A 19,688-nucleotide genomic window follows, 5' to 3' on the forward strand; every position below is an offset into this window, starting at 1 on the left:
TCCGCGACTTCGTCACGTTGCAGTCTGAGCACATCGGCCGCGCCATCGCAGTCGGCTTCGAAGGCGGCGACCCATGCAGCCGATCGTCCCCGGCGTCATGCTCGCCGCGTCGACCGCACAGTATCCATGGTTGCAGCGCTCTTTCGAGAACAGTTCATCCATTCGTTCCAGCCGGCTTCGATTCTCTTCAACTCCTCATCTCTTCGTCGGTTACGCCTTTTCCGTTCCAGCCATCTGGCAGCGCAAACGGGGGGTGGCAGCCGGACCTTGCCGGACACCCGGGGCTATGTTTCGATCACGCCGGCATGGCTGCTTCGCCTGTCGTCGCCAGGGCGTTGTCGTCGATCGGCGGCCGCATGACCACGAACCAGGGGTCTTGGGTTCGAATTCCGCCAGCCGCACCCGTGAGAACAGAGGTCAGCGCTGGCGTTTTTTGAAAGCTTGGTTGCACCTGGCCCGACCTTTTCGGCCAAGTTTTCTGGACGATTCCGCCATTGATCCTCCACGCATGCGTCAGGACACTGTTGATGTGACACCCGATCTACCTGTCCGCCAAGACGGCGGGAGACAGAACTCAACGGAGACAAGGCGATGACAATCTTGCGACAAGTATTGGCCGTGACCGCAGCAGTAGCGGCGCTCGGCGGTTGTGGCAGCGGCGGTGGGAACGCTGCGCCGCTGGAAATTTCGACCCTCAGCAACCGCGCTGACCTGATCAGCGACGGCAACGCAATCGTGGCGGTGCGGCTGCCCTCGGGTTCCAATGCGTCTTCGCTGAAAGTCGAGGTCGACGGGCGCGACGTCACGTCGTCCTTCGTGGTTGCCTCCGGCGACAGCCGACAGGGTCTGGTCAGTGGGCTCGCAGTGGGCCGCAACGTGATCGTCGCGCAAGCAGGGGGTGCCGTCTCCGCGCAGTTGATCGTGACCAACGCGCCGCGTGGCGGGCCGGTGCTTGCCGGGGCGCAGCTGATGCCGTACATCTGTGCCACCCGCGTGGCGAGGGCCGCCACCGCTACTGCGGCCGCGACCAACGCCAGCGGCTTCGGCACCGAGGCCGTGGATGAGCAGTGCAACATCGCGGCAGAGACGTCGTACTTCTACCGCAGCACCCTGGCTGGGTGCTCGACGGCCAACCCTCATCCGAGCCCACCCGCCACGGCCCCGGCGAATGCCTGCTTCAAGCCCTACACGATCGGCATGGCGACGCCCGCCGACCTGGCGACGACGACCACCGACGGTGGGCTGACCGTGCCCTACATCGTCCGGCTCGACCGCGGGGTGATCAACCGCGGAATCTACGAGATGGCCGTGCTGTTCGACCCCGCGAAGCCGTGGGCGAACGGCCTGGCTCCGCAAGCCACCTGGACCGGCAAGCTGGAGTTCCTCTTCGGCGGGTCCAGCGGGCAGTCGCGCCGCCAGTTCCGGCCAGCGAGCCTGTGGAACCACGACGCTGCGCTGGCCAAGGGCTGGGTGGTGGCGACCAACAGCCTGATCGACGGATCGCGCAACTCCAACCGCGCCGTGATGACCGACACGGTGATGATGATGAAGGAGGACGTGATCGAGCGTTACGGCCCGCTCAAGCACACGGTGGCGAGCGGGTGCTCGGCCGGCTCGATGACCGCGTTCGCGATCAGCTCCACTTTCCCTGGCCTATTGGATGGCCTGTTGACCTCGTGCGCACTGAACGACGCCGAGTCGTCCAATCAGGAGAGCGTCGACTGCGGATTGCTGGTGGAAGCCTACGACAGGCCCCGTTGGCGTAATCTGATGGCGGCGAGTGGCTACAGCCTGACGGACATCAACCGCAAGAAGGCGGCGATCAATGGCCATGCGGACTACACCGCCTGCATCGGCTGGTTCAACAGCTTCGGGACCAATAAGCTCGCGGGCAACTTCAGCGTCGTTCGCGAGGTGACCACAGCGAACCGAGAGACCGGTGTCATCACCGAACGACCGCTCGCCGAGCCGACCAACCTGTGCCAGTTGCCCGCGAGTCAGGTGTACGACCCGGTCACCAACCCGGGCGGCCTGCGCTGCTCGCATTGGGAACACGCCGCGTCCGTCTGGGGCAAGCGCGCCGATGGCGAGGCGAACGCCACACGCGACAACACCGGCGTGCAGTACGGCCTGAAGGCGCTGACCAGCGGCACCATCACACCGGAAGAGTTCGTCACGCTCAACGAGACGATCGGCAGCGTCAACCGCAGTGGCATCAACGTGCCCGCGCGTGCGGTGGCCGATACACCGGCGCTCGAGACGGCCTACCGAAGCGGCCTCATGCCCGACTACAAACTGGTGGCCAGGGTGCCGGTCCTGGACTTCCGCGGGTACGACGACAGCCTCGAACCGCCGGTGACCAACACCGGCCGCAGCGGCCTGCACCAGATCTGGAAGAGCTTTGCCAACCGCGAGCGCCTGCAGAAGGCCAACGGCACCTCGACCAACATGGCGATGTGGCGGTACGGCGTCAGCCCGAACGGCTTCGTCCCGAGCGACCCGATGGCCGCCGAAGGCTTCTTCGTGATGGACCAGTGGCTCACCGCGCTGAAGTCCGGCAGCACCGGCACCCTCGAGGCCCGCGTGCTGGCCAGCCGCCCCGCGTCGGCCGGGGACTACTGCCTGCTCAGTACCGATGCGACGCAGTCGATCAAGGTGACCAACCCCGCCACCTGCGATGCCGACCCGCTGCTAGTGCGCGGGATGTCGCCCCGAGAGGCCGCCGGCGGCCCCTTGTCCAACGACCTGCTCAAGTGCCAGCTCAAGCCGCTGGACGTGGCTGACTACCAGCCCGCAGTGCTGAGCGCCAGCCAGCTCGACCGCATGCGAACGGTGTTTGCGGGAGGCGTGTGCGACTACAGCAAGCCGGGCGTCGGATACCAGCCGTCCTGGGGGATCACGACCTTCGCCGCCGGTCCTGGCGGCCAGCCGCTGCCGGCGGCGCCGGTGTCGACGCCCCGCTGATCGGCACCACGGGTCCGAGATGTGGCAGTCTGGGTCGCGCCCAGGCTGCCGCGCGACTGCCGGTATTCGCCCGAGGCCAAGCCGCTCCACTTCTTGAACGCGCGGTGGAACAAAGCGGCTGTGCATTGCTGATCGACACCAATGGCCAACGCTGCGAATGACCGCTTGCGGGTTGTGAACCGCTCCAGTCAAATCTCGCCATCGGGTCGCGGGCTGCCGGTCGCCGGTGAGGAAGCTGCCATCCATTCTCCAGCGAATGGGTCGGCGCAACGCTGGGCAGGATCGAGGTCGACGGCGACCATTCGCTGCGCCTGGACGGCAAGGGCAGCAAGGCCGGCAAGGGGCATTGCCTCCGCTGGTGCGTGCTTGCTTGACCGGTGCCTCGTCCAACGCAGCGTGCCTACGACGCCTGCGCGGTGGACGCCTTCCACGCCGTGGGTCGGCCGCCTTGAGCAGGACAGCGTGGCCGGCATCATGGCCGCGCGGCTGTGGCCCGTCATGCAGCGGTTCTTCTCGCAGGTGGCCGAGCTGATTCAGGACCAGAGCCCGGCGTCCGCTGAAAAGCCACGCCGAGAGGTTTCGCGCTGAATGCGTCACTCGCACGCCCCATTGCCCTGGTGCGCGCGGCGCGGCAGTTCACACAGCGCCGGGCGCGCCAAGTCCCGCCGCGCCCACCCTCACGGCAGCGGCGTGAACTTCAGCTCGCTCAACGGCACCACCTTGTCCTCGCGGACCATCTTGAACTCGGTGGTCGGGCCCAGCCACTTGGCCCAGATCTGGTTGATCTCGCCGGACTTGTCCATCGCCAGCAAGGCGGCATTGACCTTGGCCAGCAGCGCCGGCTCGTCCTTCTTCATGCCCACGCCGATGGGCTGGAAGGCCATGGGCTCGGCGATCATCTTCAGCTCGATGCCGCCGGTCTTCGACTGGTTGACGAGCTTGGTGATGGTCATCGTGTTGGCCACCATGCCCAGTGCCTTGTTCTGCTGCACCGCCATGTAGGCCGAGCCGGTGTCCTGGAAGGTCACCGGTTCGGAGCCGTTCATCTTGATCGACAGCTCCGAGGTCGAGCCCTTGGTCGAGGCCAGGCGCTTGCCCTTGTAGTCGGCCTTGCTGGTGGCGGTGTCGCTGGCCTTGACGGCCAGCATCTCCTTGGCCAGGTAGTAGGGGTCGCTGAACTGGATCTGCTCGGCGCGGCCCAGCGTGTAGGCCAGGTTGGCCACGGTGATGTCGACGCGCCCCATCTTGACCTCGGGCACGCGGGCCTCCACCGACAGCGGGGTGATCTTTGCGCTCACGCCCAGCTGCTTGGCGATGGCGCCGCACAGGTCGACGTCGAAGCCGACCATCTCGCGCGATTTCGGGTCGGGTGCGGCGAAGGGCGGCACGTCGGCGAAGGTGCCGCAGCGCAGTTCCTTGCGCTGCTGGATCTCCTGCCATTGATCGGCGCGGGCCAGCATGGGCAGCGTGCAGAGCGTGGCCGCGGCAAGGGCCATCAGGGCGGCGGTGGGGCGGTAGGTCATGGTGGACTCCAGCGGGGTTGAAGACGGAAACGCGGCCGGCTCAGTGCGAGCGCAGGTCGGCCAGAAACCGCTGCGCGCGCGGGTGCTGCGGGCTGCGGAAGAAGGTTTCGGGCGCGGCCGATTCGAGGATGCAGCCGGCGTCCATGAACCACACGCGGTCGGCTACTTCGCGGGCAAAGCCCATCTCGTGGGTGACGCACATCATGGTCATGCCCTCGGCCGCGAGGCTGCGCATCACGGCCAGCACCTCGCCCACCATCTCGGGGTCGAGTGCGCTGGTGGGTTCGTCGAACAGCATCGCCGGCGGCTCCATCGCCAGCGCGCGCGCGATGGCCACGCGCTGCTGCTGGCCGCCGGACAGCTGCGCCGGGTAGGCCATGGCCTTGGCCGCCAGGCCCACACGTTCGAGCAGCTGCATGGCCTTGTCGCGCGCCTCGGCGCGCTTCAGGCCGTTGACATGCACCGGCGACAGCATCACGTTGTCCAGCGCCGACAAATGCGGGAACAGGTTGAAGCTCTGGAACACGAAGCCGATGCGGCTGCGCAGGCGGTTCAGCTGCGGGCCGCTCATCGGCGCATGCATGTCGTGGCCGTCGACCATCAGGCGGCCGGACTTGATCTCTTCCAGCCGGTTCACGGTGCGGATCAGCGTCGACTTGCCGGAGCCCGAGGGGCCGCAGACCACCACCACCTCGCCGCGTTTCACTTCGGCATTGATGTCGGTCAGCGCGCGGTAGTCGCCGTACCACTTGTTGACGTCGGTGAAGGTGATCATCGGAAGGGCTCCTCAGGGCTCGGCGGCGACGGGCTGCACGACCACCGGCGCGGCGGCCGCGCCGCGCTGCCCGGTGCCACCGGCGCGCTTGGTTTCGATGCGCCGCTCCAGCGCCGTGGCCGCGTAAGTCAGCGTCCAGCAGACGACGTAGTAGATGATCGCCAGGATGAAAAACACCTGGAAGGGCTGGGTCAGCAGCTGGTTGTTGATCTGGTTGGCCGCGAAGGTCAGCTCGGGCACGTTGATCACATAGCCCAGCGTCGTCTCCTTGATCGTCGAGACGAACTGGCTGAGCATGCTGGGCAGCATGTTGAACAGCGCCTGCGGCAGGATCACCAGCCGCATCGCGCCCAGGTGGCTGTGGCCCAGCGCGCGCGCGGCTTCCATCTGGCCCTTGGGCAGCGCCTCGATGCCGGCGCGCACCACCTCGGCCAGGTAGGCGCCTTCGTACAGCACCAGCGTGCACAGCATCGTGACGAAGCCCGAGACGTTGTGGCCGATCAGCAGCGGCACCAGGAAGTACACCCACAGGATGATCATCAGCAGCGGCACGCCGCGCGCCACGTAGACCAGCGCGGTGGCCGGCCAGTTCAGCAGCTTCCACGGCGACAGCCGCGCCAGCGCCAGCGCCACGCTGAGCGGGAAGGCCAGCACGATGCCCAGCACCGACAGGATCAGCGTGCAGGCAATGCCGCCCAGCGGCCCGTTGGGGTACTGGCCGATCAGCAGCAGCAGCCAGTTGTCACGCAGGATGTCGAACACGGCGCCCATGTCCTTACCTCGCTCCGGCGATGCGCTGGCGCCGGGCCAGCCAGGCGCCGCCGGCCATGATCAGCAGCGAGAAGGCCAGGTACAGCACGGTGGCCAGCAGGTAGGTCTCGAAGGCGCGGAAGCTCTGGTTCTCGATTTCCTTGACCGCATGCGTCAGCTCGGCCACGCCGATGGCCATCGCCAGGCTGCTGTTCTTGAACAGCGAGACGCTGTGGTTCACCAGCGCCGGCAGCGCATGGCGCACGGCCTGCGGCATCAGCACATGGCGCATCGCGCCGAGGTAGCTGTGGCCCAGCGCACGCGCCGCCTCGCCCTGGCCGGTGGGGATGGCGCGCAGGCCCGAGCGCAGGTCTTCGCTGAAGTAGGCCGCCTGGCACAGGCCCAGGCCGATGATCGCGAACACCGCCTCGGCGCTGTGCTCCGACAGCCAGGCCTGCACGGCGCCCGGCAGCAGGCTGGCGATGCCGAAGTACCACAGCATCAGCTGCACCAGCGTCGGCACATTGCGGTGGTAGGAGATGTAGCCCATCACCGCGCGCTGGGCCAGCCGGCTGGGCGTCAGCCGCACCACCAGCAGCACCACCGCCAGCGTCATCGCCAGCAGCCAGGAGCCGAGCGCGATCACCAGCGTCATCTGCACGCCGTGCAGCAGCATGCGGCCGAACTCGGCGTTCAGCAGGATCGCGAAGAGGTCGAAGCCTTTCATGCGCGTTCTCGGTGAGGGGCGGCTGGGCGGTCGTGCGGGCGTTCAGGCCTGCGGAGATTCGGGCCGCGTGGTGGACAGCCCCCCCGGCACCTGCAGCGTCGGCGTGATCTCCATGTGGCCGATGTTCACCGCCACCGGTGCGGCGATCGCAAAGGCGATGGCGTCGGCGATGTCAGCCGCCTGCGGCAGCTCGAAGCCCTTGACGAAGCGCTCGTGGGTTTCATTCGAATCGCCGTGCACATGGGCAAAGATGTCGGTGGCCACGCGGCCCGGGCAGATCTCGGTGACACGCACGCGCTTGCCGAAGGCATCGATGCGCAGTTGGCGCGACAGCATGCTCACCGCCGCCTTGGTGGCGTGGTAGGTGGAGTTGCCGTTGAAGTTGTAGGCCCCGGCGATGGAGCTGATGTTGACCACATGGCCGCGGTCGCGCGACACCATGCCCGGCACCACCAGCCGGCACAGGTGCAGCACGGCGCGCAGGTTCACGTCGATCAGCAGGTCGATGTCCGCGGCGTCGGCCTGCAGGAACGGCTTCGGCCGGTCCACGCCGGCGTTGTTGACCAGCACGTCGAAGGGCACGTCCCGGCACAGCCGCGTGATGCCGGCGAGATCCGTCACGTCCAGCGCATGCGCGATGCAGCCGGTGCGCTCGGCCAGTTCACGCAGGGCCTGCTCGCTGCGCGCCAGGGCATGCACCTCCAGGCCTTCGCGGCGCAGGCGTTCGACGACGGCGGCCCCGATGCCGGACGAGGCGCCGGTGACCAGTGCGGTCTTGTAGTCGGAGAAGGGCATGGCAATCCTTGTTCGCTTGAGATCAATTTATCGATCAGGCCGGGCTTGCGCCAAGACGGATTGACTGTGGCGAGATAAGGTGACCTTATGTTGCAAGCCTGATGCTGCGAAGCTCATGGGGCGAGCTGACGCGAAATCGGCACGATGCGCCCGCCGGCCGCTTCGATCTCGCGCCGCAGCGTGCGCGCCAGCGCCACCGCGCCGGGCGTGTCGCCATGGACCAGGATCGAGCGCGGCTGCATCGCCAGGTGCCGGCCGCTGTGGGTGACGACATGGCCCTCGGCGAGCAGCGTGCGCACGCGCGCCAGCACCACGGCTTCGTCATGGATCACCGCGCCCGGCAGCTGGCGCGGCACCAGCAGGCCTTCGTCGTCATAAGCCCGGTCGGCGAGGAAGGCGGTGGCCACGCGCAGCCCGCAGCCGGCCGCCGCGGCTTCGATCGCGCGGCTGTTCGACGAGCTGATCACCAGCGTGGGGTCGAAGGCCGCCACCGCCTGCACCAGCGGCGTGGCCAGCGCCGCATCGGCCGCGGCCCGGTTGCCCAGCGCGCCGTGGAAGCTCATGTGCGTCATGCGGTGGCCGGCTGCGCGCGCGATGCCGGCCAGCGCGCCGAGCTGGTAGGTCACCATCGCCGCCAGCTCGCCGACGTCGATCTGCATCGCGCGGCGGCCGAAGCCCTGGCGGTCGGGGTAGCCCACATGCGCGCCGACGTCAACGCCGCGCGCCAGCGCCTGGCGCACCGTGCGCTCCATGATCAGCGGGTCGCCGGCATGGAAGCCGCAGGCCACGTTGGCCGAGGACAGCAGGTCCAGCAGCGCCTCGTCCTCGCCCATGCGCCAGGGGCCGTAGCCTTCGCCGAGGTCGGCGTTCAGGTCGATGTCCATCAGAGTCCTGCGGTGGGGGTGGGGTGAAGCTCGACCAGCGGCGTGCCGTAGCCGACGCTCGTGCCATGCAGCACACGGTGGGCCGCGACGATGCCGGCCCGCGGCGCGCTGACCGGCAGCAGCAACGCGCCGATCTGCAGCAGGCCGAGGCATTGGCCGGCCTGAACGCGGGTGCCGACGGCGGCGAGCGGGGCGGGGTGCAACGGATGCCGGTGCAGGAAGACACCCACCGAGCCGGCGCTGGCCAGCACGGTCGATGCCGGTGCTGAGGCTGAGGCTGAGGCCGTTTCGCTGGACAGGGTGTCGGCCTGCGTCACCCGCGCGCCGTCGTGCCGCAAGCACAGGTGGGTGCCGGGTCCGCGCAATTCCAGCAGGCCGATGTCGGTCGCAGCCAACCAGGCCGAGAGTTGTTCGATCAAGACGGTCTGCATGCTCAGGCCTTCCTGAGTTGCGTGCGCTGAAGTATGACCAGGCGGCGGGCCCTGTCCAGCCAGCGCTGGTTGGCCTGCTGGGCGGCGACGGCTTCGTCCCAACTGGTCTCGATGAAGCGCACGTGGCTGCCGATCGGCGCCTGGCCCAGGCGCCACAGGTCGGCCTCGATCACGGTGCCGATCTTGGGGTAGCCGCCCGAGGGCTGCGCATCGCGCATCTGCACGATGGGCTGGCCGCCCGGAGGCACCTGGATCACGCCGGGCACGATGCCGTGCGAGCGCATCTCGATGGCAGCCTCGGCCTGCAGCGGCGTGCCGGCCAGGCGGTAGCCGTAGCGGTCGCTCTGCGCGGTGATCTTCCAGGGCTCGGCCCAGAAGGCGGCGCGCGAAGCCTCCGTGTAGCGCCTGTATTCGGCGGCGGGCAGCACACGCATTGCCGGCAGCCCGTCGACCTGCAAGGGCAGCGCCAGCGCCGGCGGCACCAGGCCGAAGCCCGCGCTGCCGATGTCACCGCTGTTGCCATCGCTTTGGCCACAACCGGTGGTCAGCGGCAGGCGGTCGCCCTGGCGCAAGGCCCGACCCTCATGACCGCCGAAAGCGCCGCGCAGCTGTGTGCTTCGCGAGCCGAGCACGGCTTGCACGTCGATGCCGCCGGCCACGCACACATAGGCCCGGCTGGCCGGCCAGGCGCCGCGCTGCGGCAGCCCCAGCTGCAGCACCTGGCCGGCGCGGGCGGGCGTCAACCACCAGGGCAGCACCGGCACCTCATCCAGCCGTGCGCTGGTGTCGGCGCCGGTGACCGCGAACGTGCAATCGACGCCGAAACGCAGCTGGAAGGGCAGCACCGGCACCTCGATGCCGGCGGCGTTGTCGTCATTGCCCAGCAGCACATTGCCGGCGGCCAGCGCCAGCGGGTCCATCGCGCCGGCGCTGCCGACACCCCAGCGCAGCGCGCCCTCGCGGCCCAGGTCCTGCACGGTGGCCAGCGCGGTGGCAGAGAGGATCTCGATCATCGGATCACCTGCTGGACGCGAAAGCGGATGCTGTCGCCCGGCTGCAGCAGCGCCGGCGGCTTGCGCGCGGGGTCGAAGAAGCACATCGTGGTGCTGCCGATGGTGTTCCAGCCGCTGGGCCCGTCGGAGGCCGACACGCCGGTCTGCGTGCCGCCGATCGACACCGCGCCGCCGGGGATGCTGAGCACCGGCACGGCGCGCCGCGGCGTCGCGATGCGCGGATCCATGCCGCCCAGGTAGCAGTAGCCCGGGTGGCTGCCGAGCGCGTACACCGGGTACAGCGGTGCGCAGTGGCGCTCGACGATCTCGTCGATGCCCATGCCGGTGTGGGCCACCACGTCGGCCAGGTGCGGGCCGCCGGCGCCGCCGTAGACCACCGGCAGTTCGATGACGCGTCCTTCGAGTGATAGCGGCCGCGCGGCCTGCCAGGCGGCCAGCAGCCGCTGCTCCAGCGCCTGCAGCGAGTGCGGCACCTGGGCAAAACTCAGCATCAGGTTGTTCATGCCGGGTACCGCTTCGCGCACTTCCGGCCAGGCCTCGGCCTCGCGCGCCAGCGCCCAGATGCGCTGCTGCGCGGCCAGCGAGGTGTCGCCGGGTGCTTCAAACAGTAGCGCGGAAGTGCCCAGCAAGCTGATCTTGGGTTCGCTGTTCATGCCGCGCTGCGCTGCTGCAACCAGCGCTCCAGGTGGTGGATGTCGACACCGCCGGCGACGAAGCCGGGCTCGTGCACGATGCGCCGGTGCAGCGGCAGGTTGGTGGCGATGCCGCCGACCTGCATCTCGTCCAGCGCCAGCCGCATGCGCGCGAGGGCGTCGTCGCGGTCGCGGCCGTGCACGATCAGCTTGGCGATCATCGAGTCGTAATACGGCGGCACGCGATAGCCGGCGCCGGCATGGCTGTCGACGCGCACGCCGAAGCCGCCGGGCACCGTCCAGTGATCGATGCGGCCCGGCGCCGGCGCAAAGCTGTCGGGGTTTTCGGCATTGATGCGGCATTCCAGCGCATGGCCGTGGCAGCCGATATCGGCCTGCGTCAGGCTCAGCCGTTCGCCGCGCGCGGCGCGGATCTGCTGCTGCACGATGTCGATGCCGGTGGTCATCTCGGTCACCGGGTGCTCGACCTGCAGCCGCGTGTTCATCTCGATGAAGAAGAAGGCACCGTCCTCGTACAGGAACTCGAAGGTGCCGACGCCGCAGTAGCCGATCTGCCGGCAGGCCTGGGCGCAGCGTTCGCCGACGGCGGCGATGGCCGCGGCTGCGATGCCGGGCGCGGGCGCTTCTTCCAGCACCTTCTGGTGGCGGCGCTGCAGCGAACAGTCGCGGCTGCCCAGCCACAGCGCCTGGCCGTGGCCATCGGCCAGCACCTGGATCTCGACATGGCGCGGGTGCAGCAGGAACTTCTCGATGTAGACCTCGGGGTTGCCGAAGGCGCGGCGCGCTTCTTCGCGCGTCAGCGCCAGCGCCTCGGGTAGCGCGCCGGCCTCGTGCACCACGCGCATGCCGCGGCCGCCGCCGCCGCCGGCGGCCTTCACGATCACCGGGTAGCCGATCTCGCGGGCGATGGCCATCACCGCCGCCGGGTCCTCGGGCAGCGCGCTGTCGGGGCCGGGCACGCAGGGCACGCCGGCCGCGCGCATTGCCCGCTTGGCCGAGACCTTGTCGCCCATCCTGCGGATGCAGGCGGCGCTGGGGCCGATGAAAGTCAGTCCGGCGGCTTCGACCTGTGCGACGAAGCCGGCGTTCTCCGACAGGAAGCCGTAGCCCGGGTGGATGGCCTGGGCGCCGCTCACTTCGGCTGCAAACAGGATCGCGGCTTGGTTGAGGTAGCTCTGGCCCGGCGACGCGGGGCCGATGCACAGTGCCTGGTCGGCTTGCTGCACGTAGAGGGCGTCGCGGTCGGCCTCCGAATACACCGCCACGGTGCGCAGCCCCAGGCCGCGGCAGGCACGCTGGATGCGCAAGGCGATCTCGCCGCGGTTGGCGATCAGAACGGTGTCGAACATCGTGGCGCCTTGTCTCAGCGCAGGCGCAGCAGCGGCTGGCCGGCGTCGACTTCCTGGCCGCTGGCCACCAGCACGGCATCGATGGTGGCGTCGCGCTCGGCGCGCACTTCGTTGAAGACCTTCATCGCCTCGATCACGCACAGCGTCTGTCCTGCCTGGATCGCCAGGCCGGGCGTGACGAAGGGCGGTTCGCCCGGCGTGGGCTGCAGGTGCACGACGCCGTAGAGTGGGGCGCAGACGGTGTCGGCGCTGGTCGCCGGCGTGCCGGCCTCCGGGGCCTCGACGACGGCACTGTGGGCGACGCTCGCCGATGTGCCGGCAGTCATCGCCATGCCGGTCGCCGCGGTCCGGGGCAAGCCCGACGGCCGCCGTACCAGGCGCAGCGTCCAGCCGTCGCGGGCCACCTCCATCTCGGCGAGATCCGACGACGCCATCGCGTCGATAAAGGCCTTGATCTGCAGCGCGTCCATGCCTGCAAAGGTACCGGCGGCGGGCCGCCGGCGCCAAGACGGAATGGCTGTGACCCGATAAGGCGGCCTTATGACAGCGGCAAGCGCGTCTCGTCCGGTGCCAGCAGGCTGCCCGGCAGTGCGGCGACCAGTTCGAGCAGGATCTCCTTGATCGCCTGCGCCGGCTCCGACAACGGCAGGTGGTCGGACTGGCACAGCGCCAGCGGTGCGTCGATCACCGGCTCGACGATGCGGCACTGCCAGGCATTGCAGCTCAGCATCACCTCGCGCGCCATCGACGCCGGCAGGATGGTGGCGCCCAGGCCGTCGGCGATCACCGCGCTCAGCGTGCTGGCCGATTCGATCTCGGCCACCACGCGCGGCGTCAGGCCGATACCGGCAAAGGCCTCGTCGACCATCTTGCGCACCACGTTGTAGGGCCGCGCCAGGTAGAAGTCCATCTCGGCCAGCAGGCGCAGCGGCACCTGCTCAGGCGGCGCCGGCAGGCTGGCCGGGCCGACGACGTAGAGCTGCTCCTTCAGCAGCGGCAGGAAGGACAAGCCGTGCACCGCCGTCTTGCCGCCGTACAGCACGGCCAGGTCCATGCGGCCGTTCATGATCAGCTCCGACAGCGTGCTGCCATAGGTCTCGTTCAGGTACAGCAGCACGCCCGGGTGGCGCGCGCGCACCGTGCGCAGCAGTGGCAGCGCCAGGCCGGCGGCCGCGGTGCCCGGCGCCAGCCCGACCGAGGCCGCGCCGGACAGGCCGCGGCCGGCCGCGTCCATGTCCACCCGCGCCTGATCGCACTGGCGCAGGATCAGCTGGGCATGGCGGTACAGCACCTTGCCGGCTTCGGTGGGCGTGACGCCGCGCTTGGTGCGCAGCAGCAGCTGCTGCCGCACTTCGCCCTCCAGGGTGGCGAGCTGCTGGCTCAGCGCCGGCTGCGCGATGTGCAGCAGGTCGGCCGCCTGCGTGAGGCTGCCGACGTCGACGATCTTCACGAAGTATTTCAAGCGCCTCAGGTTCACGTGCCGTCTCCGATCGAATGCGCTCCCAGGTCAGCCAATGATGCCCCCAAAAGCCCATCCATAAGCATTGCGTATAGAGGCAGTGCGATCTCGTCTTGGCGTTGATTCCCGCCGCGGCCTACCGTTGCGGCTGTACCGCATGCCACAAGGAAGCCCAGTGACCGAGTCCCGCATCGCCGAACGTGTCCGGCGCATCAAGCCCTCGCCCAGCACTTCGGCCGCCGACCGCGCCAACGAGCTGCGCCGCCAGGGCCAGTCCATCGTCAACCTGGTGGTCGGCGAGCCGGACTTCGACACGCCGGCGCACATCGGCCGCGCCGCCGCCGCGGCGATCGAGAAGGGCGCGACGCGCTACACGCTGATGGCCGGCACGGTCGAGCTGCGCCAGGCCATCGTCGCCAAGCTGGAACGCGAGAACGGCCTGCGCTATGCGCTCAACGAGATCATCGCCACCAGCGGCGCCAAGAGCGCGATCTACAGCGCCTTCGCGATCACGCTGCAGGCGGGCGACGAGGTCATCATCCCGGCGCCGTACTGGGTCTCCTACCCCGACATGGTGCTGGCCAACGACGGCACGCCGGTGACCCTGGCCTGCCCGGAATCCGCCGGCTTCAAGCTCACGCCGGCGCAGCTGGAAGCCGCCATCACGCCGCGCACGCGCTGGCTGCTGATCAATTCGCCCAGCAACCCCACCGGCGCCAGCTACACGCTGGACGAGTACCGCGCGCTGGCCGAGGTGCTGGCGCACCACCCGCAGGTGCTGGTGATGACGGATGACATCTACGAGCACATCCGCTTCGACGGCCAGCGCACGCCGCACCTGCTGAATGCCGCGCCCGAGTTGCGCGAGCGCACGCTGGCCATCAACGGCGTCTCCAAGACCTATGCGATGACCGGCTGGCGCATCGGCTGGGCAGCCGGCCCACGCGACCTGGTGCAGGCGCTCGACACGCTGCTGTCGCAGTCCACCGGCAACTGCTGCTCGGTGAGCCAGGCCGCGGCTGCCGCGGCGCTGAACGGCGACCAGGGCTTCGTCACCGAAAGCGTCGCGGTCTACCGGCAGCGGCGCGACCGCACGCTGGCGCGCATCAACGCCATCCCGGGCCTGAGCTGCCGCGCGCCCGACGGTGCGTTCTACCTCTACGTCAACTGCGCCGGGCTGATCGGCAAGACCACGCCGATGGGCACGCAACTGGCCGACGATGGCGAGGTCGTGATGTACCTGCTGGACCGTGTCGGCGTGGCCGTCGTGGCCGGCACGGCTTATGGGCTGTCGCCGTATTTCCGCCTGTCCATCGCCACGTCGATCGAGGCGCTCGACGAAGGCTGCGAGCGCATCGCGCGTGCCGTTGCTGCCTTGACCTGATCCGCTGGAGTCCAACACCATGAGCCAGATCTACAAAGCCCTGCGCAAGAACCCCTCCGCCACGCCCGCCGACGAGCGTGTGCTGGCTGCCTTGCACGAGATCCCGGTGGCCGCCTTGAGCGACAACATGCACCGCAACATCGGCACCAGCGGCCTGCAGCCCTACCACCGGCCGGGCGACAAGACCATGGCCGGCACGGCAGTGACCGCGCGCTCGCGCTGCGGTGACAACCTGACCTACCTGCGCGCGCTGGAGTTCTGTCGGCCCGGCGACGTGCTGGTGATCGACGGCGGCGGCGACCTGAACAACGCCGCGGTGGGCGGCATCCTGAGTTTTTATGCCGCCCGCATCGGCCTGGCCGGCCTGGTGATCGACGGCGCGATCCGCGACGTGGCCGAGATCCGCAGCCGCGACTTCCCGGTCTATGCGCGCGGCGTCACGCACCGCGGGCCCTACAAGGACGGGCCCGGCGAGATCAACGTGACGATCAGCGTCGGCGGCATGGTGGTGAACCCCGGCGACATCGTGGTCGGCGACCAGGACGGGCTGCTGGCCATCCCGCAGGACGGTGTCGAGGCCTTGATCGACCGCGCCCGCGCGACGCTGGCCGCCGAGGCGCAGACGATGCGGGCGATGCAGGAAGACCGCTGGGATCGCTCGTTCATCGATGCGCTGGAAGCGCGCTGCAACAACTGAGCACAGGCACCGCCGGAAGACACGCCGCAGCCGGAAGCAGCGGCGGCGGCACGGCTGAAGCGCGAGCACGCAGGGCTATCATCTTCGGATGCGACTGACTTCCTGGTGCGCGCGGGTCACCGCGACCGAGCAGGGCACAGCGCGGTGAGCGCAGCGGGCGAGGGCAGCGGCGCAGCCTTGCGGCTACTGCGTTCGGTCGAAGCCGTGGCCAGGCTGGGCAGTGCGGCCCGCGCCGCGGGCGAATTGCACCTGTCGGTGTCGGCGGTCTCGCGGGCCGTGGTCCAGTCCGAGATGGCGCTGGGGGTCGTGCTGTTCGATCGCGTGGCGCGCGGCATGAACCCGACGTTGGCCGGCACCCTCATCGCGGCCCGCATGCGCCGAGCGCTGGCGGAGCTTCGCAGCGGCGGTGGTGTCCCGCTGGCAACGCGCGCCACCGATGCGATGCTGCAGGTCCTCGTCGCCGTGGCGGAATCCCGCAGCGAGGGCGCGGCGGCTTCCCGCCTCGGCGTCAGCCAGCCCGCTGTGCACCAGAGCCTGAAGCAACTGGAGCATGCGGCGAAGCAGCGCCTGCTGCTGCGAACGAGGAGCGGCACCCGCCTGACCGATGAAGGCGAGCGTGTGCTGCGCGCGGCGAAGCTGGCGCTGTCGGAGTTGCGCACCGGCCGCGACGAACTGGCAGCGCTGCTCGGTTCGTCGCCGGGCCGGGTGGCCGTCGGCGCGCTGCCGATGACGGCCGATGTGCTGGTCCCGCAGGCCCTGTCGCGGCTGTTCGCGGCGCAGCCCGGCATCATCGTCACCGTGGCCGATGGCACCTACGAAGCGCTGCTGCACCAGCTGCGCCACGGTGATCTCGATCTCGTCGTCGGACCGCTGCGCGGCGCGGAGGCGGCGGCCGACGTGGCCGAGCAGCCGCTCTTCATCGACCGGCTGCTGCCCGTGGTGCGGGCGCAGCATCCGCTGGTGGTGAGTTCGGGCACGGGCACCGGCCCACGCGCCCGCGGGCCAAGCAGCTTGCGCACGCTGCTGCGCTGGCCGTGGATCGGGCCGCTGCCGGGCACGCCCGCGCGCGCCGCCTTCGAACGCGCCTTCGTCGGTGCCGGGCTGGCAGTGCCGGTGGTGGCGCTGCAGGCCAACAGCCCGGCCGTCGTGCGTTCGGTGCTGATGTCGGGCGACCATGTCGCGATGCTCTCGCCGCTGCAGATTCGCGCCGAACTGGCCTCCGGATTGCTGAAACTGCTGCCAGTGGTGGTAGCAGGCACGCAGCGCAGCATCGGCGTGATGCAACGCCGCGACAGCCTGCCTTCGGCCGCCGTGTCCTCGCTGCTGGCCGAGCTGCGCGCGCTGGCCGGCGAGTTGGCCGGGTCGCCCCCAAGCGGTCGGTCAAGCGGGCCGTCATAAGCAGAACGCAAGGCTGACCCGGTCTTGCGCGCTGGTCCTTGCAGCGCGCAGCTGCCAAGCTTGCGGGCTGTAGACGTTGCGGCGGTTCCCGCTCGGGTTCCCCGTCAGCAGCGCAAGGCCGCCCGGAGTGTGCATGTCGTTGGTTCCCGTCTCTTTGTCGCGCCGCGCCGTCGTGGCCGCGGCTTTCTCGCCGATCCTCGCGCCCGGGGTGCACGCCCAGTCCGGCCGGCCGATCCGCCTGGTCGTTCCCTTCGCGCCGGGCGGCAGCACCGACATCCTCGCCCGTGCCATCGGCCCCAAGCTGTCGGTCGCGCTGGGGCAGACGGTGCTCATCGAAAACCGCGCCGGTGCCGGCGGCTCGCTCGGCGCGACCGACGTGGCCAAGGCCGAGCCCGATGGCCTGACCTTGCTGATGGGACACATCGGCACGCTGGCGGTCAACCCCGCGATCTATCCGAAGCTGGGCTACGACCCGCTGAAGAGCTTCGTGCCGGTGGCCTGGGTGGCGCGCGTGCCGAACGTGCTGGTGGTGTCGGCGTCGTCGCCGGCCAAGACCTTCCAGGAGTTCGTCGAGCTGGCGCGCAAACAGCCCGGCCGCCTGACCTATTCGTCCGGCGGCAACGGCAGCGCGGCGCACATCACCTTCGAGTACCTGAAGCTGCGGGCCAAGTTCTTCATGGTGCACGTGCCCTACCGCGGCACGGCGCCCTCGGTCACCGATGTGCTGGGTGGGCAGGTCGACGCCACCTTCACCGGCGCCCCGGCGGTGCTGCCGCACATCCGCAGCGGGCGCCTGCGGGCTTTGGCCGTCAGCAGTGCCAAGCGCATTCCGGCCTTGCCCGAGGTGCCCACCGTGGCCGAAAGCGGCTACGCGGGCTTCGAGGCCGACCAGTGGTACGGCGTCGTCGCGCCCGCCGGCACGCCCGCGGCGCTGGTGACGCGGCTGAACGCCGAGATCAACAAGGCCCTGGCGCAGCAGGACGTGGCCCAGCAACTGGCCACCGAGGGCGCCTTGCCGACGCCGACCACGCCCCAGGCCTTCGGCGAGTTGATCGCGCGCGAGATCCCGCGCTGGGCCGAGGTGGTCAAGGCCGGCAACGTCAAAGCCGATTGAGGGAGTGCCGATGTTTCGACGACTGATGCCGCTGGCGGCGGCACTGGTGCTGGCGGCCTGCGCCAATGGGCCTGCCGCGCCACCTTCCACGCCGACAAGGCCAGAGGCGTCCGCGGCCGGCGCTTCGCGTGGCGTCGACGTGGTGTGGCTGGGGCAATCGGCCTTCAAGATCACCACGCCCGGCGGCCAGGTGATCGTGACGGATCCCTGGCTGCGCAGCAACCCGCTGACGCCGCCGGAGTACAAGCGCCTGGAGAGCTTCGGCCGCATCGACGCGCTGCTGGTCAGCCATGGCCACTTCGACCACATCGCCGACGCCGCGGCGCTGGCCCAGATGTACAACGTGCCGGTGCGCGCGCCCGGTGATCTGAACAACACCGCGATGACGCTGGGGGTGCTGCCGGCGAACCTGCTGCCGCGCATGAACAAGGGCGGCACGGTGTCGCCGGCGCCGGGCGTGAAGATCACCGCCGTGCGCGCCGAGCACTCGTCGATCTTCGTCTGGCGCAACCCGGCGACCGGCAAGGACGAGACGCATCCGGGCGGCGAAGCGATCGGCTGGATCATCGAGCTGGACACCGGCTTTCGCATCTATCACGCAGGTGACACGGCCGTGTTCGGCGACATGAAGCTGATCGGCGAGCGCTACCAGCCCGACCTGGCGCTGGTGCCCATCGGGGGCCATTTCACGATGGATCCGGCCGATGCGGCCTGGGCCGTGAAGACGCTGATCCGGCCCACGGCCGTGATTCCGATGCACTACGGGGCCAACCCGCTGGCCACCGGCACGGCCCAGGCCTTCGTCGAGGCCATGGGCGACAGCCCGGTCAAGGTCATCGTGGCCACGCCGGGGCAGGCGCTGAAATTCTGACAAGGAGACTCCGATGAAAAAACTGCTGATCGCCTGTACAACGCTGGCTGCCGCACCGCTGGTGTCGGCACAGAGCAATGTGACCGTCTATGGCCTGTATGACGCGGCCGTGCGCCACGCCAGCAACGCCGGCGCCAACCGCGAATCGCTGCGCACGATGGAAGACGGCATCTTCACCGGCACCCGGCTGGGCTTTCGCGGCCGCGAGGACCTGGGCGACGGCCTGGCGGCGGTGTTCACGCTGGAAGCCGGCTTCGACCCCAGCGCGGGCACGTCGCTGCAGGGCACGCCCACCGGCGACTTTGGGCAGGCGACTTCACCGACGCGTTTCTTCGGCCGCGAGGCCCATGTCGGCTTGCGGGCACCCTACGGCGCGCTGACGCTGGGGCGGCAGTACACCGTGGCCCATGCGATGGCGGCACGCTTCCAGGCCCAGGGCAACCCGAACAGTCTGGCGCACTCGCTGTTCAGCAGCCACCACATCGCGCGCCAGGACAATATGCTGCGCCTGGATGCCAAGCTGGGACCGGTGGATCTTGCCGCGTCGACCACCTTCGGCGAGCAGACCTCGTCGACTTCCGCCAACGGCTCGTGGGCGCTCAGCGCCGGCACCACGCAGGGGCCGGTGTCGCTGGGTGCCTACTTCCAGAAGATGAAGAACCTGCTGGGCAGCGAGACGCGCGAGATTGTCGGCCTGGGCGGCAATGTCAAGCTGGGCGAGCAGGTGACGGTGTTCGGCGGTGCCATGCAGCGCAGCAACGCCGTGAGCGTGCAGAAGAACCGGGCCTGGACGCTGGGCGCCAACCTGCAGGCCAACCCCTTCGTTACGGTGAGTGCCGAGCACTACCGCGACGACCAGAGCGGCAGCGCAGCCTTGGACGGTGCACGCACGGTGAGCTGG

General features: G+C 69.5%; 20 protein-coding genes. 8 read left to right on the top strand and 12 right to left on the bottom strand.

The window, feature by feature from the left end; all coding sequences use genetic code 11:
* Positions 1–591 precede the first annotated feature (591 nt).
* On the top strand, positions 592–2,964 hold the full coding sequence (locus VLK61_RS04730) for a DUF6351 family protein (protein ID WP_325418808.1): 2,373 nt from the start codon (positions 592–594) through the stop codon (positions 2,962–2,964).
* A gap of 462 nt (positions 2,965–3,426) precedes the next feature.
* Positions 3,427–3,552: a hypothetical protein gene (locus VLK61_RS04735; protein WP_325418810.1), complete on the top strand. Its 126-nt coding sequence runs from the start codon at positions 3,427–3,429 to the stop codon at positions 3,550–3,552.
* Positions 3,553–3,641: 89 nt separating this feature from the next.
* Here VLK61_RS04735 and VLK61_RS04740 read toward each other — a convergent pair whose 3' ends face one another.
* The 12 genes from VLK61_RS04740 to nac all read right to left on the bottom strand — a co-directional run bounded on the left by VLK61_RS04740 (position 3,642) and on the right by nac (position 13,341).
* A complete protein-coding gene (locus VLK61_RS04740) occupies positions 3,642–4,487 on the bottom strand; it encodes an ABC transporter substrate-binding protein (RefSeq protein WP_325418812.1) in 846 nt (281 codons plus the stop codon).
* A gap of 40 nt (positions 4,488–4,527) precedes the next feature.
* On the bottom strand, positions 4,528–5,262 hold the full coding sequence (locus VLK61_RS04745) for an amino acid ABC transporter ATP-binding protein (RefSeq protein ID WP_325418814.1): 735 nt from the start codon (positions 5,260–5,262) through the stop codon (positions 4,528–4,530).
* Between the two features lie 12 nt (positions 5,263–5,274).
* Positions 5,275–6,033 (bottom strand): amino acid ABC transporter permease, encoded by a 759-nt coding sequence (locus VLK61_RS04750; RefSeq protein WP_325418816.1) that lies wholly within the window; start codon positions 6,031–6,033, stop codon positions 5,275–5,277.
* 4 nt (positions 6,034–6,037) lie between these two features.
* Entirely contained in the window at positions 6,038–6,739 is a 702-nt protein-coding gene (locus VLK61_RS04755) for an amino acid ABC transporter permease (protein ID WP_325418818.1), read from the bottom strand.
* 42 nt (positions 6,740–6,781) lie between these two features.
* Positions 6,782–7,534 (bottom strand): SDR family oxidoreductase, encoded by a 753-nt coding sequence (locus VLK61_RS04760; RefSeq protein ID WP_325418820.1) that lies wholly within the window; start codon positions 7,532–7,534, stop codon positions 6,782–6,784.
* Positions 7,535–7,647: 113 nt separating this feature from the next.
* The gene (locus VLK61_RS04765; RefSeq protein ID WP_325418821.1) at positions 7,648–8,418 is read right to left on the bottom strand and encodes a LamB/YcsF family protein; all 771 of its coding nucleotides are present in this window, start codon (positions 8,416–8,418) and stop codon (positions 7,648–7,650) included.
* Positions 8,418–8,849: an acetyl-CoA carboxylase biotin carboxyl carrier protein subunit gene (locus VLK61_RS04770; protein ID WP_325418823.1), complete on the bottom strand. Its 432-nt coding sequence runs from the start codon at positions 8,847–8,849 to the stop codon at positions 8,418–8,420. Before VLK61_RS04770 ends, VLK61_RS04765 begins: the two co-directional genes overlap by 1 nt.
* Before the next feature lie 2 nt (positions 8,850–8,851).
* On the bottom strand, positions 8,852–9,862 hold the full coding sequence (locus tag VLK61_RS04775) for a biotin-dependent carboxyltransferase family protein (RefSeq protein ID WP_325418825.1): 1,011 nt from the start codon (positions 9,860–9,862) through the stop codon (positions 8,852–8,854).
* The gene (gene pxpB, locus VLK61_RS04780) at positions 9,859–10,515 is read right to left on the bottom strand and encodes a 5-oxoprolinase subunit PxpB (protein WP_325418827.1); all 657 of its coding nucleotides are present in this window, start codon (positions 10,513–10,515) and stop codon (positions 9,859–9,861) included. The genes VLK61_RS04775 and pxpB overlap by 4 nt, the downstream gene beginning before the upstream one ends.
* On the bottom strand, positions 10,512–11,864 hold the full coding sequence (gene accC / locus VLK61_RS04785; protein ID WP_325418829.1) for an acetyl-CoA carboxylase biotin carboxylase subunit: 1,353 nt from the start codon (positions 11,862–11,864) through the stop codon (positions 10,512–10,514). Before accC ends, pxpB begins: the two co-directional genes overlap by 4 nt.
* Before the next feature lie 14 nt (positions 11,865–11,878).
* Entirely contained in the window at positions 11,879–12,334 is a 456-nt protein-coding gene (locus VLK61_RS04790; protein WP_325418833.1) for an acetyl-CoA carboxylase biotin carboxyl carrier protein, read from the bottom strand.
* Between the two features lie 68 nt (positions 12,335–12,402).
* The gene (gene nac / locus VLK61_RS04795; protein ID WP_325418836.1) at positions 12,403–13,341 is read right to left on the bottom strand and encodes a nitrogen assimilation transcriptional regulator NAC; all 939 of its coding nucleotides are present in this window, start codon (positions 13,339–13,341) and stop codon (positions 12,403–12,405) included.
* A gap of 157 nt (positions 13,342–13,498) precedes the next feature.
* Here nac and VLK61_RS04800 point away from each other — a divergent pair, with 157 nt between their 5' ends.
* The 6 genes from VLK61_RS04800 to VLK61_RS04825 all read left to right on the top strand — a co-directional run.
* Positions 13,499–14,707, top strand: a complete 1,209-nt coding sequence (locus VLK61_RS04800; RefSeq protein ID WP_325418838.1) for an aspartate transaminase — start codon at positions 13,499–13,501, stop codon at positions 14,705–14,707.
* Between the two features lie 19 nt (positions 14,708–14,726).
* A complete protein-coding gene (locus tag VLK61_RS04805; protein ID WP_325418840.1) occupies positions 14,727–15,404 on the top strand; it encodes an RraA family protein in 678 nt (225 codons plus the stop codon).
* A gap of 144 nt (positions 15,405–15,548) precedes the next feature.
* Entirely contained in the window at positions 15,549–16,802 is a 1,254-nt protein-coding gene (locus tag VLK61_RS04810) for a LysR family transcriptional regulator (RefSeq protein WP_325418842.1), read from the top strand.
* 133 nt (positions 16,803–16,935) lie between these two features.
* Positions 16,936–17,916 (top strand): Bug family tripartite tricarboxylate transporter substrate binding protein, encoded by a 981-nt coding sequence (locus VLK61_RS04815; protein ID WP_325418844.1) that lies wholly within the window; start codon positions 16,936–16,938, stop codon positions 17,914–17,916.
* A 10-nt stretch (positions 17,917–17,926) separates the two neighbouring features.
* On the top strand, positions 17,927–18,787 hold the full coding sequence (locus VLK61_RS04820) for a metal-dependent hydrolase (RefSeq protein WP_325418846.1): 861 nt from the start codon (positions 17,927–17,929) through the stop codon (positions 18,785–18,787).
* A gap of 13 nt (positions 18,788–18,800) precedes the next feature.
* A partial coding sequence (locus VLK61_RS04825; RefSeq protein WP_325418848.1) for a porin occupies positions 18,801–19,688 on the top strand: 888 nt, incomplete at its 3' end.

Source organism: Aquabacterium sp. (assembly GCF_035476535.1).
Lineage (GTDB): Bacteria > Pseudomonadota > Gammaproteobacteria > Burkholderiales > Burkholderiaceae_C > Pseudaquabacterium.